General features: G+C 51.2%; 18 protein-coding genes and 1 pseudogene. 6 read left to right on the top strand and 13 right to left on the bottom strand.

From position 1 onward, the window contains the following. Positions 1-126 precede the first annotated feature (126 nt). The 5 genes from IPH59_06200 to IPH59_06180 form a co-directional block, all read right to left on the bottom strand. On the bottom strand, positions 127-645 hold the full coding sequence (locus IPH59_06200) for an inorganic diphosphatase (protein ID MBK7091299.1): 519 nt from the start codon (positions 643-645) through the stop codon (positions 127-129). A 38-nt stretch (positions 646-683) separates the two neighbouring features. Further along, positions 684-950, bottom strand: a complete 267-nt coding sequence (locus IPH59_06195; GenBank protein ID MBK7091298.1) for a hypothetical protein — start codon at positions 948-950, stop codon at positions 684-686. A gap of 11 nt (positions 951-961) precedes the next feature. After that, positions 962-1,852: an aminotransferase class V-fold PLP-dependent enzyme gene (locus IPH59_06190; GenBank protein MBK7091297.1), complete on the bottom strand. Its 891-nt coding sequence runs from the start codon at positions 1,850-1,852 to the stop codon at positions 962-964. Between the two features lie 11 nt (positions 1,853-1,863). Then, positions 1,864-2,265 (bottom strand): hypothetical protein, encoded by a 402-nt coding sequence (locus tag IPH59_06185; GenBank protein MBK7091296.1) that lies wholly within the window; start codon positions 2,263-2,265, stop codon positions 1,864-1,866. Positions 2,266-2,365: 100 nt separating this feature from the next. Beyond that, positions 2,366-3,394: an NAD(P)-dependent oxidoreductase gene (locus IPH59_06180; GenBank protein ID MBK7091295.1), complete on the bottom strand. Its 1,029-nt coding sequence runs from the start codon at positions 3,392-3,394 to the stop codon at positions 2,366-2,368. A 74-nt stretch (positions 3,395-3,468) separates the two neighbouring features. Between IPH59_06180 and IPH59_06175 the strand changes: the two genes are divergently transcribed. The 4 genes from IPH59_06175 (at position 3,469) to IPH59_06160 (ending at position 7,546) form a co-directional block, all read left to right on the top strand. After that, on the top strand, positions 3,469-4,662 hold the full coding sequence (locus IPH59_06175) for a pyridoxal phosphate-dependent aminotransferase family protein (protein ID MBK7091294.1): 1,194 nt from the start codon (positions 3,469-3,471) through the stop codon (positions 4,660-4,662). A 73-nt stretch (positions 4,663-4,735) separates the two neighbouring features. Next, positions 4,736-5,842: a hypothetical protein gene (locus IPH59_06170; protein ID MBK7091293.1), complete on the top strand. Its 1,107-nt coding sequence runs from the start codon at positions 4,736-4,738 to the stop codon at positions 5,840-5,842. A 137-nt stretch (positions 5,843-5,979) separates the two neighbouring features. Next, positions 5,980-7,146: a hypothetical protein gene (locus IPH59_06165; protein ID MBK7091292.1), complete on the top strand. Its 1,167-nt coding sequence runs from the start codon at positions 5,980-5,982 to the stop codon at positions 7,144-7,146. Next, the gene (locus IPH59_06160; protein MBK7091291.1) at positions 7,127-7,546 is read left to right on the top strand and encodes a hypothetical protein; all 420 of its coding nucleotides are present in this window, start codon (positions 7,127-7,129) and stop codon (positions 7,544-7,546) included. Before IPH59_06165 ends, IPH59_06160 begins: the two co-directional genes overlap by 20 nt. 196 nt (positions 7,547-7,742) lie before the next feature. Here the strand turns inward: IPH59_06160 and IPH59_06155 are convergent, their stop codons facing one another. From IPH59_06155 to gatC, 8 genes and pseudogenes are all read right to left on the bottom strand, one after another. Continuing rightward, positions 7,743-8,078, bottom strand: a complete 336-nt coding sequence (locus IPH59_06155) for an MGMT family protein (protein MBK7091290.1) — start codon at positions 8,076-8,078, stop codon at positions 7,743-7,745. A gap of 102 nt (positions 8,079-8,180) precedes the next feature. Beyond that, complete coding sequence (locus tag IPH59_06150) at positions 8,181-8,777, bottom strand: hypothetical protein (GenBank protein MBK7091289.1); 597 nt, start codon at positions 8,775-8,777, stop codon at positions 8,181-8,183. 30 nt (positions 8,778-8,807) lie between these two features. Beyond that, positions 8,808-9,763 (bottom strand): annotated as a pseudogene (locus IPH59_06145) (KpsF/GutQ family sugar-phosphate isomerase). Beyond that, complete coding sequence (locus tag IPH59_06140) at positions 9,747-10,298, bottom strand: HAD hydrolase family protein (GenBank protein MBK7091288.1); 552 nt, start codon at positions 10,296-10,298, stop codon at positions 9,747-9,749. Before IPH59_06140 ends, IPH59_06145 begins: the two are co-directional and overlap by 17 nt. Continuing rightward, complete coding sequence (gene kdsA, locus IPH59_06135) at positions 10,279-11,085, bottom strand: 3-deoxy-8-phosphooctulonate synthase (protein MBK7091287.1); 807 nt, start codon at positions 11,083-11,085, stop codon at positions 10,279-10,281. Before kdsA ends, IPH59_06140 begins: the two co-directional genes overlap by 20 nt. Further along, entirely contained in the window at positions 11,082-12,773 is a 1,692-nt protein-coding gene (locus tag IPH59_06130; protein MBK7091286.1) for a CTP synthase, read from the bottom strand. The genes kdsA and IPH59_06130 overlap by 4 nt, the downstream gene beginning before the upstream one ends. After that, the gene (gene kdsB / locus IPH59_06125; protein MBK7091285.1) at positions 12,773-13,504 is read right to left on the bottom strand and encodes a 3-deoxy-manno-octulosonate cytidylyltransferase; all 732 of its coding nucleotides are present in this window, start codon (positions 13,502-13,504) and stop codon (positions 12,773-12,775) included. The genes IPH59_06130 and kdsB overlap by 1 nt, the downstream gene beginning before the upstream one ends. Beyond that, a complete protein-coding gene (gene gatC / locus IPH59_06120) occupies positions 13,501-13,788 on the bottom strand; it encodes an Asp-tRNA(Asn)/Glu-tRNA(Gln) amidotransferase subunit GatC (protein MBK7091284.1) in 288 nt (95 codons plus the stop codon). The genes kdsB and gatC overlap by 4 nt, the downstream gene beginning before the upstream one ends. Before the next feature lie 145 nt (positions 13,789-13,933). Between gatC and IPH59_06115 the strand changes: the two genes are divergently transcribed. After that, positions 13,934-14,263 (top strand): DHCW motif cupin fold protein, encoded by a 330-nt coding sequence (locus IPH59_06115; GenBank protein MBK7091283.1) that lies wholly within the window; start codon positions 13,934-13,936, stop codon positions 14,261-14,263. Between the two features lie 119 nt (positions 14,264-14,382). Further along, a complete protein-coding gene (locus tag IPH59_06110; GenBank protein MBK7091282.1) occupies positions 14,383-14,775 on the top strand; it encodes a PilZ domain-containing protein in 393 nt (130 codons plus the stop codon). The last annotated feature ends 50 nt before the right edge of the window (positions 14,776-14,825 follow it).

Raw genomic sequence — 14,825 nt, 5'->3', positions numbered from 1 at the left:
GTCTCCGGGGGAGTTCTGTTTTATGAACAAAGGTCTTTCGGTAAGGAGACCCACCCTACAAGGCTGGATTCCCGCTTTCGCGGGAATGACGGTACTTCGGCAGGTCAATACCGGCCATGAATTGAGTTATTCGTAGAAGGAGCCGCCGAGGTCGGAGCCTTGACGACGTTTTGCTTTGAAGCGCTCCTGCGATTGACGGATGACTTGAAGTGCAGTGTCGCGGTCTTCCCAACCTTCGATACCGACCTTCTTCTCTTCGAGGTCTTTATAGACTGAAAAGAAGTGTTCGATTTCTTTCAGCAAGTGCGGCGGGACATCCTTGAGTGATTCGATATGATTCCACAGCGGATCGGCGACCGGAACACAGAGGATTTTTTCGTCTGGACCTTTTTCGTCGAACATCTTGAAGCAACCGACCGGTTTGGCGGCGATCATACAGCCGGGAAATGTCGGTTCCCAAACCAGGACCAGAGCATCGAGCGGATCGGCATCCTCGGCGAGGGTGTCGGGGATGAAGCCGTAGTCGCTGGGATAATGCATTGCGGAAAAGAGCATGCGATCGAACCGGATGACTTTGCGGTCTTTGTCGTACTCGTACTTGTTACGACTGCCCTTGGGGATTTCTATCATTACTTCGATTATCATATCACTGTATCTGCATTTAGAGTTGTTGCTGGAGTGGACTAACGCGGCTGTGTCGCGACCGAGAGTTCCTGTTTCTTGAATTGTTGGAGCACTTCAATCAACCGGTCAATTTCTGCCGGCGTGTTGTAGAAATTCACGGCTACCCTGACTCCGCCTTCGCGGTAGACGAGGAAGAAGTTGTTTTTCAACAGGTGCTTTTGCAGTAGTTCATTTGCCGGCGAGCTGATGCTGACAATCTGCGAAAGATGTGCCGGATCAAGAGTGCCGTTTACACGGAAGTAGTCATCGTTGCCGACATAGTGCAAGAGCTGGTCGATTAATGCCCGATTGTGTGCGCAAAGATATTATCTACGCCAAGCCTGCAGATGTAAGCCAATGCAGCCGCCATACCCCAAAGTTGAATGTATGGATAGGATCCGAGATTGAAACGACGACAATCGACAAACGCATCGCGATCGAAGTGGGTTAAGTCGGTGTAGTTGAGATTCCAATCGACTCCCATCCAGCCGGTCGTGTAAGACTTCAGTTGGCGCTTCGCTTGTTTGGATACAAAGAAGAACCCCGAACCAAGAGGTGAAAGCAGCCATTTCTGAGCACCAGTTGCCAGCAAGTCGATGTGGCAGTCTTTGACATTAAGCGGGCAGGCACCCAAACCTTGAATGGCATCAACGATGAAGTAGATATCGCGTTCTTTGCAGAACTCGCCGATTCGTTTGAGATCATTGCGGAAGCCGTTGAAATATTGGACGAAGCTGATAGAAAGCACTTTAGTCCGTTTGGTGACCAACCTGGTCATTTCATCGAATGAGAAATTGCGATTGGGAGTCGGGATATACTTGATCACGACGCCGCGGTCTTCAAGCGCCCGATATGGATACGGAACTGAAGGAAACTCGTTGTCCGGAATGAGTACCTCGTCGCCAGCTTCCCAATCGAGCCCGAGAACGGCAAGATTGAGTCCCGAAGATGTATTGATGGCGAACTCGATCTCATCGGAGTGTGCGCCGATTATTGCTGCGGCGTCGCGGCGGATATTGGCTAAGTGAGTCTTGGCTTCGACATCGCCGACATTAAGATTCATCACGCCGCCGATGTAGTCATCGATTGCCTGTTTAACAACTTTCAGGACGGGTGCATAGGATGCGTTATTGAAGAAAGTCTTCTGATCAAGACCGTAGAAGTCATTGCGAATATTGGGGTCTATCATTATCGGTCCTCCTAATAATGATAAAGATACGTAATCGTGCCGAGCGTGACAAGCAATGTGAGAAGATTCCAGAACAGCTCAAATGCAACAAAGGCGGACGGCAGGCGAAACTGGTTGTAGGTCCTGATAGTTAAGGGCAATTGACCGACGCCGAAGACGAATAGCGCTATGAAGAAGCCGGAGCGCAGGCTGGTGAACGGCAGAATTGGGTACAATGCCGAATAGATGACCGCCGGGAGCATTACGCAGAGGACGAAATTTATCAGGAATGAAGACAGGAGTTGGACCTCTACTGATTCACTTAGGTCGAATTTTCGGATCAAGATTCCGGCGAAGGTCCGGCGGAAATACTCCAGGACAAGAAGTGCGATTCCGGCAACGGCGACGGCGAGGATGAGTTTTTGGGAGTTCATGGAGACGTGCTAGTTTCGCGCCCCCGGCCCTTGAGTGCAATTAACCTTCGGGTTGACCCCCCCGGGGGCCCCGCCAACGAATGATGCAATTTAGATTGTCCTACAGCCATCGCTTCTCCTGATACCATTGGTACGTCTCGCGGAGAGAATCTTCGATAGGTGACAGGGGTGCATAGTCGAGAAGTTCGCGAGCTTTTTGAGATGACGACAGCCAAAATTGGCAGGAAAGTTCGTTGACCTTGTCCGCGCATATTGTAGGCGAGTTGCCTTGATTGCGGTCAAACTTCTCGGCAAGCGGGGCGACAATGCGCAACAGCCACAACGGAATACGAAGGGGACGAATATCGACCTTCATCACATCAGCTATCATATATTGTGCCTGCCATTGCGAAAGCTCATCGAGGGTATTTACGAAGAATGTTTCCCCGACTGCTTTGTCGGATAGAGCGGCCCGGATGATGCCTTCGACCAAGTCTTTGACATAGACAATACTGACGAAGCTCTCTTTACCGCCAAATTTGAGAAGCAAGCCAGCCTTTGCCATTTGGAAAAAGGTAAGTACTTCGGTATCGCGTGGTCCAAAGACAGCCGGAGGGCGGACGATTGTTACCGGGAGGCGGTCTTTCATGGCGAGGACGGCTTGCTCGCCTGCGAGTTTGCTTCGGCCATAGTCGGAGACTGGATTTGGGGTGTCGGACTCGGATTTGAGAGTCTTGTCATGGCACGGACCGGCAGCAGCCTGGGTGCTGATATAGACAAAGCGCTTGATGTTCTTACCGTGTTCGACTGCGAGTTTGACCAGTTTCTCGGTGGCAACCGCGTTGACGTCCATGAAAACCTGAGACGATGGCGCTTTGACGAGACCGGCGCTATGAAAGACATAGTCGACTTGGGAGATAGTTTCTTTTAGGAATTCGGTATCGCGGAGATCGCCGTAGACAGGCGTGTATTTGAGTTCGGCGATGTTATCAATCTTGGAGGTTTCCCTAAGGAGAAGGACGAGATCGAAACCTAACTCGGAGAGCCGGTCGGCAAGGTGACTTCCGACAAAACCATTGCCGCCAGTGATCAACGCCTTCGGCCGGGAACTGAAAACCGGGAGAAATTGGCTTGACTTTGAGGTAGTCATTCCTTATGATTTTCCACTTGTTAGTACCGGCACTCAGCCAATCTATCAGGCATTAGGTTGAAAGCAAGCCATTTATGGATATCTTTGAAAAGTGCAGGAAATTCACCCGTTCCGCTGAAGTAAAGGCGATGGGTGTATACCCGTATTTCCGCGAAATTACGACGGCATCCGAGACCGAGGTCATGATCGGCGGTCAGAAGATGCTGATGATCGGTTCGAATAACTACCTCGGCTTGACGACTCATCCCAAGGTCATCGAAGCGGCGATTGCCGCCACCAAGAAGTACGGTTCCGGTTGTACCGGTTCGCGCTTCCTGAATGGTACTCTTGACTTGCATGTCCAATTGGAGAACGAACTTGCGGCCTTCATGAAGAAGGACGCTTGTTTGGTCTATTCGACTGGATTCCAAACCAACCTTGGCACAATCTCCTGTTTGATCGGCAAGGGCGACTATCTTTTGATGGATCGTTCGAACCACGCCTGCATCGTTGATGGTGCAAGACTGTCATTCGGCAAGATTCTCAAGTATGATCATAATGATATGGACGATCTGGAGCGGGTACTTCAGGGTATCAGCGCCGATGCACCGAAAGCAATCGTTACAGACGGTGTTTTTTCGATGGAAGGCGACATAGTCAATCTTCCGCGAATGTATGAATTGGCAAAGAAGTACAATGCACGGCTGATGATTGATGACGCTCACTCGGTTGGTGTGCTGGGAGCGACCGGCGCCGGCACAGCTGAGCATTTTGGATTGACCAAAGAGACTGATATTACGATGGGAACGTTCTCCAAGTCATTTGCTTCGATCGGCGGATTCGTCGTCGGCGATGCACAAGTGATGGAGTATGTCAAGCACTTGTCGCGGACGATGATATTCTCGGCCTCGATTCCGCCGGCTTCGGCGGCGGCGGTAAGAGCGGCACTTCAGGTAATGAAGGACGAGCCGGAACGCCGTGAACGGTTGTGGCAGATTACGAAAAAGATGCATGCCGGATTGAAAGATCTGGGATTCAATATCGGTACGACACAAACTCCGATTGTGCCGGTGCATATCGGCGACATGATGGAGTGCTTTACGTTCTGGAAGACACTGACCGAGGCGGGGATTTTCGCGAATGCGGTGATTCCACCGGCAGTGGCACCGGGGCAATCGATGATACGGACAAGCTATACGGCAAATCATACAGATGCGCAACTGGACCGCGTGCTTTCGACATTCGAGAGCATCGGCAAAAAAATGGGCATGATATCGGCGATGGTGTGACCCTTAATCAGGTGACAGTGTAATAATGGCCGAAGAGATCGACGTAAGGGAGGTAACTTCACCTTCCGAGTTGATGAAATTCATAAAATTCCCATGGAAAATCTATGAAGGCAACCCGCATTGGGTGCCGCCTTTGATCATTGATCGCAAAGACTTCTTCAATAAGAAAAAGAACCCCTTCTATCGTTTCGCCGAAACCCGCTTGTTCGTCGCTTATCGCAGCGGCAAAACTGTTGGTCGCATTGCGACCTGCATCAATCGTTCGCATAACGAGTTCCATCAGGAGAAGGTAGGATTTTTCGGGTTCTTCGAGTGTATCGACGACTACGAAGTCTCTCACCGCCTGTTGAAAGTGGCGATGATCTATCTCAAGAAGGCCGGGATGGAAGTTATGCGCGGGCCGTGCAATTTCTCGACCAATCACGAAGTCGGGCTTCTGCTCAATGCCTATGATTCATCGCCGATGGTGATGATGACTTACAATCCGCCCTACTATGCGGCACATCTGGAAAAGTTTGGTCTGAAGAAGATCAGAGACTTGCTGGCGTTTAGGATCGATCACTACGATGTCGACAACGAACGGATACAAAAATTGATGACGCGCATTCGCGAACGATCGGGCGCGACAATTCGCAAGATCAATATGCGTGATTTCAATAACGAGATTCGTCGCGCGATCAAGGTTTACAATGATGCCTGGGAACATAACTGGGGATTTGTGCCGTTGTCGGAGGATGAATTCATTCACATTGCCAAAGACATGAAGATGATTCTCGATCCGGACTTGGCGCTGTTTGCGGAGATTGATGGCGAGCCGGCAGGGTTTGCGCTGGCGTTGCCGGATATCAATGTGGTGCTGAAAAAACTCAACGGGCGGTTATTGCCGTTTGGAATATTCAGGCTCTTATGGGACATGAAGGTCCGCAAGAAAATCAAAGAGGCGCGGGTGTTGACGGCGGGTGTCGTCAAGAAGTATCAAAAGCGGGGAATCGACAGTGTGTTCTTCTATGACTTGTGGCACAACGCGATGAAGAACGGTTACCAGACGGGTGAGATGTCGTGGATTCTGGAAGACAATCACGTAATGGTACAGGCGGCAGAAGCGTTGGGCGGCAAGGCTTATAAGACGTACCGGATTTATCAGACACCGTTGATGCTGAATGGGGCGACGCAGGGGTAGGTTCAGTTTCGATTCTCAAAAACGACATCTCTTATTATTCGCACAAAGCAATTACACAAATTCAAAAGTCTCCCGTCTCAAGATTGACATCACGGCAGCTGCTATAAAACCAAAGGCTAGTTTTATCCGGAGGGAGTATGTTCTCTTGGAAATTACTCGGGAACCTTGTCTGCGTTATCTCTGCACTTTTTGCATCCACAACATTGCATGCATATTCAGTTGAATCGGAGGTTGCTCCGCGAGTTTCGCGTCAGGCGCTTGAATCGTTGGAGTATCCGATGGGGCGCGATCATTCGAGCGGTAATGTCGTTTTTACAGTTACCAACTATGGGATGTTGGGTGAATGGCAGTGGCCATACTCCACCAATCCCGATTCGATGCAGATGGGCTGCGAGTTTCCGAAGGGATCGGGAATTCTCCACAGTTTCTTTGGGGCGCTATGGATCGGCGCTGTGGCAGGCGAGGACACGATTGTTTCCACCGGCGCTGACGGTTGGCAGAACGTGCATGAGCTGTATCCAGATTTTGGGGCGGAAGGAATACTTCGACTCAGCAATCGACCCGGTGATGCGGATTTTGATGCTTCAGCCGTAGCCGATGAGGAGTTTGTCGCGGTTTACTATGACACGCTCACCAACCCCGCCTATGTAATGCCTGACCCTTTTGAAGGTCGTTCGCACATTCCGCTCGGTCTGAAGATTCGGCAGCACTCCTATTCATTTGGCGAGCAACCGGATGATGACTACATCCTGATTCGCTATACGATAACCAACATCGGATCAAAGCATCTCCAGGGAGTTCATATCGGGGCTTTCTTTGATTCGGATGTTTGGCATCGCGACACACCGAATGGTTTCACCGATGATTTTGCCGGCAGTCGATGGGTTCCGAACTTTGACGGCACTGACAGTGTTTTGGTGGGGTATGTTGCCGACGATGACGGCGACCCAAACTCCGAAGGAGAATGGGACGAATTCTCGGCGCGGTCGGTGTTTTCGGCCGCAGTAATTGACCCACCAAGCGGACAGAATCGCGGATTTAATTGGTGGATCAGCAATGGTAACCCTTGTAATGACTGGGGACCGGTGTTGCAGACTCACGACCGACCATTTGGGACCGATGCCAGCGGTACGCCGGAAGGCGATCGCAACAAGTACTATATGATGTCGAATCCTGAGATCGACATTGATCAACTGTGGTCATTGTACGATTTCAGTACCGTACCCTATTTCGAGCCTCCATTTTGCCTGCGGGAACCCTTATACATCCGACACGAGATTCCTGTTGTCGATTGGCGGCGGTGACCTTGCTCCGGGAGACAGCGTTCAATTCTGTATAGCAGTTGTGCTTGGCGCGGATCTTCACACCGGTACCGACAATTGGGATTTGTTCGATCCATACGACCCGGAGCCGTTCTACAATACGTTGGACTTTTCTGATCTCGACGCCAACCTTGCGGCGGCACAGTCAATGTATCAGCGGATGTTCTTCGCAATTGCAGGCGACGTTAACAACACCGCAGACGTCACTATCTCGGATGTCGTGTACCTGATCAACTACATGTTTCTTCACGGGGCTGCGCCGGTGCACTTAAATAGCGCGGACGTGAATGGTGATTGCAAGATCAACATTTCTGATGTTGTGCAATTGGTTCGGTACGTTTTCGATTCCGGCGTACACCTGGAGTTGGGTTGCATGCAGTAGGAGACAATATGCGACGTGAGTTGGATTGAAGTGTTCGGCTGAAGTCGAACCCACAGAAGTCAATCCCACATTAATCGATGACACATGCGAGCCGTCAGTTAGGGAGCCTGACGGCTTCGCTGTTAGGTGGATGTGGTTCGATCAACTCTGCCTGGATTCCGGCATTCGCCGGAATGACACTTATCAAGCTGCGCCCCTACTGTTGCCAGCCGAATTTTTGTAAGTCCACCACATCTTCGCGATTGAACTTGACTCCTTCTTTTTTCAGCATCGATTTCTGCAATTCGTAACCGCCATTACGAGGAAGCGAGATCATTCCCTGCTTGTTGATGACGCGATACCAGGGAAGGTCGAGTTTTTCCGAACAGGCGTGGAGAATGCGCACGACCTGGCGTGCCGCTCGCGGCGACCCGGCGAGTGCGGCGATCTGGCCGTAAGTTGCAACTTTGCCGCGGGGTATTTTGCGGATGATGTCGACCACACACTGGTGGAAAGGTGTCAGGTGGGAGGTGTCAGGTTTCTTGCGAGGCATGCTGGAAATATATGGATGGCGAAGTCGGGGATCAAGGGGGAAGTCTCACCGTTCCGGTGGGGGACAAAGCGAAGGCACACTTCTTACTATTCAACTAGACAGTTATAGAGGATCCTGCGTGTACTGTGCGAGACATGAATCACACATGGTGTGAGAGATTTGCGGCGAAGCCTGCTCGCCGAACAGCTGAAGTGCGATAATTGCTTCTTCAACTTCGATCCAGGCGCTTGCGGTTTCGACTTTCTTGCACCAACTGCACATTACCAAAAATTTGTCGGAGCGCGGGACGTGTTGATCCAACAGTGCTATCGGTTCGCGAGCTTCTTCGCGAAGAATTTCACTGACGAACTCAATACCATTCTCATTGGCAGGTTTCATTTCCATCTGCATAAAACGGCGTCGGTCGGGAGAATCACAACGAAACGGAAACTTGGCTGGAGATCGACCGGCACGAATTCGCGCAACGATGGTCTGATAAAGGTGGCGTGTCTCGATATTGATGACGAAATCCCAAACACTTCGACCGACTACCTCTGCAGAGAGAACGTTCTCACCGGCATTTTTCATAGCGAATTTGTCCCATGAAGGGCTGACATAGCGAATGATGTCTTCGCTATCGATTGTATAGTGAACAATCGCGTCGTCGTGATTTAGAGGGGATTGCTCTGAAGCGCCTTGGCGCGGAGGGATATTGGCCATAACTGACCCAATATATCCAACTTGGCCGAGTTACACAACTTTACTTCTGAGAATGTCGTGGATATGGACGATGCCGACCGGACGATGGTCGTCATCGACGACGACAAGCGCGGTGATTTTGTGATCTTCCATGACTTTGAGGCCGCGTTCGGCGAGTTCGTTGGGGCCGATCAGCTTTGGTTGGGGCGACATTATTGCGGATGCCGGTTTCATCATGAAGTTATCATTGCGGCTGAGAACGCGTCGCAGGTCGCCGTCGGTGAAGATACCGGTGAGTTTGCCGTCATCATCAACTATCAGTGCCGTGCCGAGACGCTTGTTGGTGATAACGACGAGCATTTCCTTGGCGAGAGTCGCTTGATTGACAATCGGGAGATCATCGCCAGAGTGCATGAGGTCTTTGATACGGATGGTGAGTCGTCGTCCGAGTGTGCCGCCGGGGTGCAGCAGTGAAAAGTCCTCGGCAGTGAAGCCGCGTTGCTCTTGTACGACGAGCGCGAGCGCATCGCCGAGAGCGATAGCGGCGGTTGATGATGAGGTTGGCGCGAGATTGTGAATGCAGGCTTCGCTTGGCACGGAGGCATCAAGCGGGATGTCGCTGCGTAATGATAACGGTGATTTGAGATTACCGGTAATCGAGATGACAGTAACACCGAGCCGTTCGATGACCGGATAGAAACGTTCGAGTTCGTCGAGGTTGCCGGATTTGGAGATCGCGAGCACAAGGTCATCCTTTTGCAGTATCCGAGGTCGCCGTGGAGACCTTCGGTCGGGTGCAGGAATAGCGCCGGCGTGCCGGTGGAGTTGAAGGTTGCGACAATCTTGCGACCAACCCATCCTGATTTGCCAAGACCGGTGACGATGACCTTGCCCTTGCATTCGAGAATGGTTTTGACAGCGCGGACGAAGTTGTCATCGAGTTTATCGACGAGCCCGCGAACAGCTTCGGCTTCGTGTAGGATGACTTCTTTAGCGCGTTTTAGCATTGGCAATATCTTCGCGATAAATCTTTACGAGATCAAGTCCTTTTGCGGCGAGCACGAAGCTGATAACTTCGCGGCAAGCGCCTTTACCGCCGAGACGTTCAGTTTGATAATGCGAAACCGGAAAGAGCTCCGGCTCGGTATCGGCGACACAGACAGCGAAACCGACCTGCTCCATTGCGACGAGATCGGGAATGTCATTGCCGACATAGCCGATCTGACTCAGATCGAGATTGTGCTTTCGTGCCAGCTCGCGAAGGGCCGAGATTTTGTCCCACGCAACGACGATATCGCCTACGCCAAGCTCTGTGCAGCGTTTGACGGTGACCTCAGAACCGCGGGCTGTAATGATACCGAATTTCAGATAGCGTTCGCTCGCGGTTTTGATGGCAAATCCGTCGGCGGCCGAGAAGGCTTTTGCCTCTTGATTGTCTTTGAGGAAGATCATACGATTGTCGGTCATGACGCCATCGACATCAAAGATCAGCATCTGGATGGATGCAGGATTTATTTCAAGTTTACGCTGTAGTCTGAGCAAGACGCTTTATCTCCTTGAGAAATGTCTCCACATAGTCGAGTGGAAGTTGTGTGGCGGAGTCGGATTTTGCGGATGCCGGATCGGGATGAGCTTCAAAGAATAGTCCATCAATTCCGACAGCGATTGCCGCCTTCGTGAGCGGAAGCACAAACTCGCGATTACCGCCGGATGATCCGCCCTGCCCGCCCGGTTGTTGTACGGAGTGCGTGGCATCAAAGACGACGAGGTGTCCGGTCTGCTTCATCTTGATGAGCGAGCGGTAGTCGACAATCAAGTCGCGATAGCCAAACGTAGTGCCGCGCTCGGTGAGCATAACTTGCGAGTTGCCGGCATCAACGGCCTTCTGTGCGAGATGAGCCATGTCCTCGGCGGCAAGGAACTGTCCCTTCTTGATATTAACTGCCCTGCCCGATTTGGCTGCCGTGATGATCAGGTCTGTCTGTCGACAGAGGAACGCCGGAATCTGCAGGACATCGCAAACCTGCGCGACGGTGGCCACTTCATGGGTCTCGTGTATATCTGTCAGCACCGGCACGTTGAATTCGGACTTCACTTTTTGCAGAAGTTTGAGCGCTTCTTGATCGCCGATTCCAGAGAAGGATTTCCCGGAGAGGCGATTGGCTTTGCGCAATGAACCCTTGAATATGAGAGGCAGTTCCAACGCTCGCGACAAATTCACCAAGGTGTGCGCGGTCCGCATGACGATGTCTTCGGATTCGATGAGGCAGGGGCCGGCGATGATAAACAACTTACCATCGCCGAATTTCTGATTACCGATTGAGATCATTGACGCAGATTCAGTTCGTCGAGCAGTTCAGATTTGACGACCGGTTCGCTCTCCAGATCGAGCTCGGGCTGCGCCGGATTGTCGTGATATTCTGAAGCAGCACGCACGAACTCGCGGAACAGCGGATGCGCTTTGCCGAGGCGGCTTTTCAATTCCGGATGGAATTGCACGCCAACAAACCAGCGGTGGCTGGGGATTTCGACGATTTCAACGAGCTTGCTGTCCGGTGATAGTCCGGAAAGTTTTAATCCGCGCGATGTTAGTTGATCGCGGTAGTAGTTGTAGAATTCGTAACGGTGGCGGTGGCGCTCGGAGATATTGCGTTCCTGATAGGCTTCATACGATTTGCTGTTTTCATCGAGAACGCAGGGGAACGCGCCAAGGCGCATCGTTCCGCCCATTTCGGTGACTTCGTGCTGATCGGCCATGAGATGAATCACCGGATGCTTGAGATCGCGATAGAATTCGTACGAGTGGGCATCAGCCAAACCGGCTACGTTGCGAGCAAATTCAATGACGGCACATTGCATACCGAGACAGATTCCGAAGAACGGAATATTGCGTTCGCGCACGTAGTGGATCGATTCGATTTTGCCTTCGACACCGCGCTCGCCAAATCCACCGGGAATCAGCAGGCCGTCGATGCCTTTGAGATATTGTTCAGCGCCGTTGAGTTTGATGTCCTCGGAAGCAATCCAGACGAGATCAACTTTGACATTGTTTTCAGCGCCGGCGTGAATAAACGATTCAATGATCGATTTGTAAGCATCTTTGAGATGCACATACTTACCGCAAATGCCGATTCGGATATGCTTGTCGGGGCGTTTGATCTTACGAACGATTTCTTCCCACTCGGAAAGGTCCGGGTCGGGAGCATCGAGTCCGAGGTAGTCGACGATATAGTTGTCGAGCCCTTGCTCGTGATAGAGCAGCGGAACTTCATAGATGGTATCGACATCGATTGATTCAATGACATTCTTTGACGGGATACTGCAGAAAAGTCCGATCTTTTCGCGAATAGCGTCAGAGAGTGGTTTAGAAGTTCGGCAAAGCAATACTTGCGGCTGGATTCCGATTTCACGCAAATCGCGAACCGAGTGCTGAGTCGGTTTGGTTTTGATTTCGCCGGCAGTTTCAATGTAAGGAACGAGAGTCAGATGCACGAAGAGTGTGTTGCCGGGGCCTTCTTCAAGAGCGATCTGGCGGGCGGCTTCGAGAAACGGCAACGACTCAATATCACCAACGGTACCGCCGAATTCGGTGATTACGACATCGAAGGTCTCGTCGCGACGGGCCAATTTGCGAATGCGCGATTTGATTTCGTTGGTGATATGAGGGATGACCTGAACGGTAGCGCCAAGATAGTCGCCTTTGCGCTCGCGGTTGATTACCGACTGATAGACCTGACCGGCAGTGACGTTGTTATCGCGGGTGAGTGATTGTCCGGTGAAGCGTTCGTAATGACCGAGATCGAGATCGGTTTCGGCGCCATCGTCAAGTACGAAGACCTCACCATGCTGGAACGGATTCATGGTACCGGGATCGACGTTAATGTATGGGTCCATTTTCTGGATATTAACTTTAAGTCCCCGTTTCTGTAGTAGAACACCGATCGAGGCGGATGCTATCCCTTTGCCGAGGGACGAGACCACACCTCCGGTGACGAATATGTATTTGGCGCCTTTCACTAAATCACTCCTCCCTCTTGCGAAAACAATCTATTTGCTAAAGCCAGGTCTTCCGGCGTATTGACAGATAATAACGGCTTGTTGATGATAGCCACGCCGATTTTGTGGCCATGCTCTAAAATTCGCAACTGTTCCAAGGACTCGGCAATTTCACGCGAAGTCTGGGGTAAACGGGCATATTCGATCAGGAAGTCCTTACGATATACGTAAATTCCAGCATGACCGTAATTGGTAATCTTCTGCCCTGCTACAGTTATCGGCTTACGAGAGAACTCAATTGCGTGACCCAACGCATCTACAGCAACTTTGACCAGATTGGGATCGCTGAGATCTTCGCTTTGTAAGACCGGAAATGCCGCTGTGGCGACATGGAGATCCGGATTGTTTTCAAGTACTTGGACTGTCCGTTCAAGTTGCTCAGGCGTAATCGATATCTCATCACCCTGAATGTCGATGCAGACATCGCAGTCGATATCTGCTACTGCAGATGCACAGCGCTCAGAGCCATTCTTGAAGGGCTCATTGGAGAGAACAACCTCGCCGCCGTTTTGAATGATAAGTTGGCTGATCGATTCGTCGTCGGTGGCAACGATCAAACGCTCGAAGCGGCTGAAGGCTCTAACTCGTTCCCAGACATGGAGTATCATAGGACGACCTGCAATTAATGCCAGTGCCTTCCGAGGAAACCTGCTTGAGGCTAACCGGGCCGGGATTACTCCGACTATCTTCAATTATCCACCACTTTCGGGACTTTGAAGTAGTTGTCTACCCGCTCAGGCGCGTTCTTGAGAGCTTCATCCACGCCAAGTGACGGCGTGACAATGTCTTCGCGCAAGACGTTTCCAGTGACGTTCTCCTGCAATTGGGATTGGACACCTGATGTATCGACCTGATCGAGTTTCTTGACGTATTCGAGCATCTTGGCGATGTCGTCTTGGAATTGGGCGATTTCGGATTCATCCAGACGCAGACGCGCCAATGCTGCGAGTTTAAGCAGCTCATCTCGGCTAATCATACTGGGGGTCCCGCGTAGGGGTAGTAAAAAACACGGGATTAACCTTACGGATATTGGGGAACGATGTCAACAAGAATAGAAAAGAATTGAAGTTGGCGGCTAGCTTGACATAGATTGTTGAAAGACTTCAAGAACGGAGATGTGTATGAAGATTTCTAACATTCCATTTACGGTAGTCGATTGGAGCACGATTGCGACGACGGAGCAAGAAGGTGAGAGCGGTGTGGCGGTTAGGCGATCTGTGCAGTTCGGTGATATTCGCGTCAGAATGGTCGAATATTCGTCCGGATACGTTTCTGACCATTGGTGCGAAAAGGGACACATTCTGCTTGTGCTGGAAGGCACTTTGGTGACCAAATTGAAGGATGGGCGCGAATTCATTTTGACTCCTGGAACCAGCTATCAGGTAGCAGATGGAGCGGAACCGCACAGGTCATCGACCGCAACTGGCGTGAAGATGTTCATGGTTGATTAAAAGCGGTTGCGGATTAGCGCCGATTCGGCATTGCCAAGGGCTAAAGTCTTTCTAAGCCTATGTCGAAACAGCATATAAGACACATTTCCATTCTTTCCTGATTTTAGAGGAGGGCGGCGATGCCCGAGCGACGTCAATCGCAGCGCCGAACACCAGCTTCCGACCTCTATGTGGTCGACAAGCAGACAGATCAACCGCTTGGATCGGTTCAAGACTTGAATTCCGGCGGCTGTAAGCTTCTGTGTCGGGAACCAGTCGCTGCAGGTAAGCTGTTTCAGTGCCGCTTGGCACTACCTGAGCCGATTCTTGAGATCACTGAACTCGCATTATGGCTTGAGAGTAAGTGGTGTGTACTTGATGAAGGTGACGGAATGTTCGAAGTGGGATTTGAGTTTCGCGACCTGACTGAAAGCGACAAAATGATTCTCAAATTCTTGATTGTTCCGTGGGACGAAGCACGGGAAGCGGCTAAGGCGGCAGTAGCGGATCCGATGGGAAGGACGATTCGTTAGCCAGAATCGTCGCACGACAAACATTCGCAACCGGCAAGAAAACAAAAGCC

Source organism: bacterium, assembly GCA_016708315.1.
Lineage (GTDB): Bacteria > Zixibacteria > MSB-5A5 > CAIYYT01 > CAIYYT01 > JADJGC01.
This window is presented reverse-complemented; position numbering and strand designations above follow the sequence as displayed.

Excerpts from the sequence above, each read along its gene's own strand:
- IPH59_06200 (MBK7091299.1), bottom strand. The coding sequence starts at position 645 with ATGATAATCGAAGTAATGATAGAAATCCCCAAGGGCAGTCGTAACAAG.
- IPH59_06190 (MBK7091297.1), bottom strand. The coding sequence starts at position 1,852 with ATGATAGACCCCAATATTCGCAATGACTTCTACGGTCTTGATCAGAAG.
- IPH59_06185 (MBK7091296.1), bottom strand. The coding sequence starts at position 2,265 with ATGAACTCCCAAAAACTCATCCTCGCCGTCGCCGTTGCCGGAATCGCA.
- IPH59_06180 (MBK7091295.1), bottom strand. The coding sequence starts at position 3,394 with ATGACTACCTCAAAGTCAAGCCAATTTCTCCCGGTTTTCAGTTCCCGG.
- IPH59_06175 (MBK7091294.1), top strand. The coding sequence starts at position 3,469 with ATGGATATCTTTGAAAAGTGCAGGAAATTCACCCGTTCCGCTGAAGTA.
- IPH59_06170 (MBK7091293.1), top strand. The coding sequence starts at position 4,736 with ATGAAATTCATAAAATTCCCATGGAAAATCTATGAAGGCAACCCGCAT.
- IPH59_06165 (MBK7091292.1), top strand. The coding sequence starts at position 5,980 with ATGTTCTCTTGGAAATTACTCGGGAACCTTGTCTGCGTTATCTCTGCA.
- IPH59_06155 (MBK7091290.1), bottom strand. The coding sequence starts at position 8,078 with ATGCCTCGCAAGAAACCTGACACCTCCCACCTGACACCTTTCCACCAG.
- IPH59_06150 (MBK7091289.1), bottom strand. The coding sequence starts at position 8,777 with ATGGCCAATATCCCTCCGCGCCAAGGCGCTTCAGAGCAATCCCCTCTA.
- kdsA (MBK7091287.1), bottom strand. The coding sequence starts at position 11,085 with ATGATCTCAATCGGTAATCAGAAATTCGGCGATGGTAAGTTGTTTATC.
- gatC (MBK7091284.1), bottom strand. The coding sequence starts at position 13,788 with ATGATTAGCCGAGATGAGCTGCTTAAACTCGCAGCATTGGCGCGTCTG.
- IPH59_06115 (MBK7091283.1), top strand. The coding sequence starts at position 13,934 with ATGAAGATTTCTAACATTCCATTTACGGTAGTCGATTGGAGCACGATT.
- IPH59_06110 (MBK7091282.1), top strand. The coding sequence starts at position 14,383 with ATGCCCGAGCGACGTCAATCGCAGCGCCGAACACCAGCTTCCGACCTC.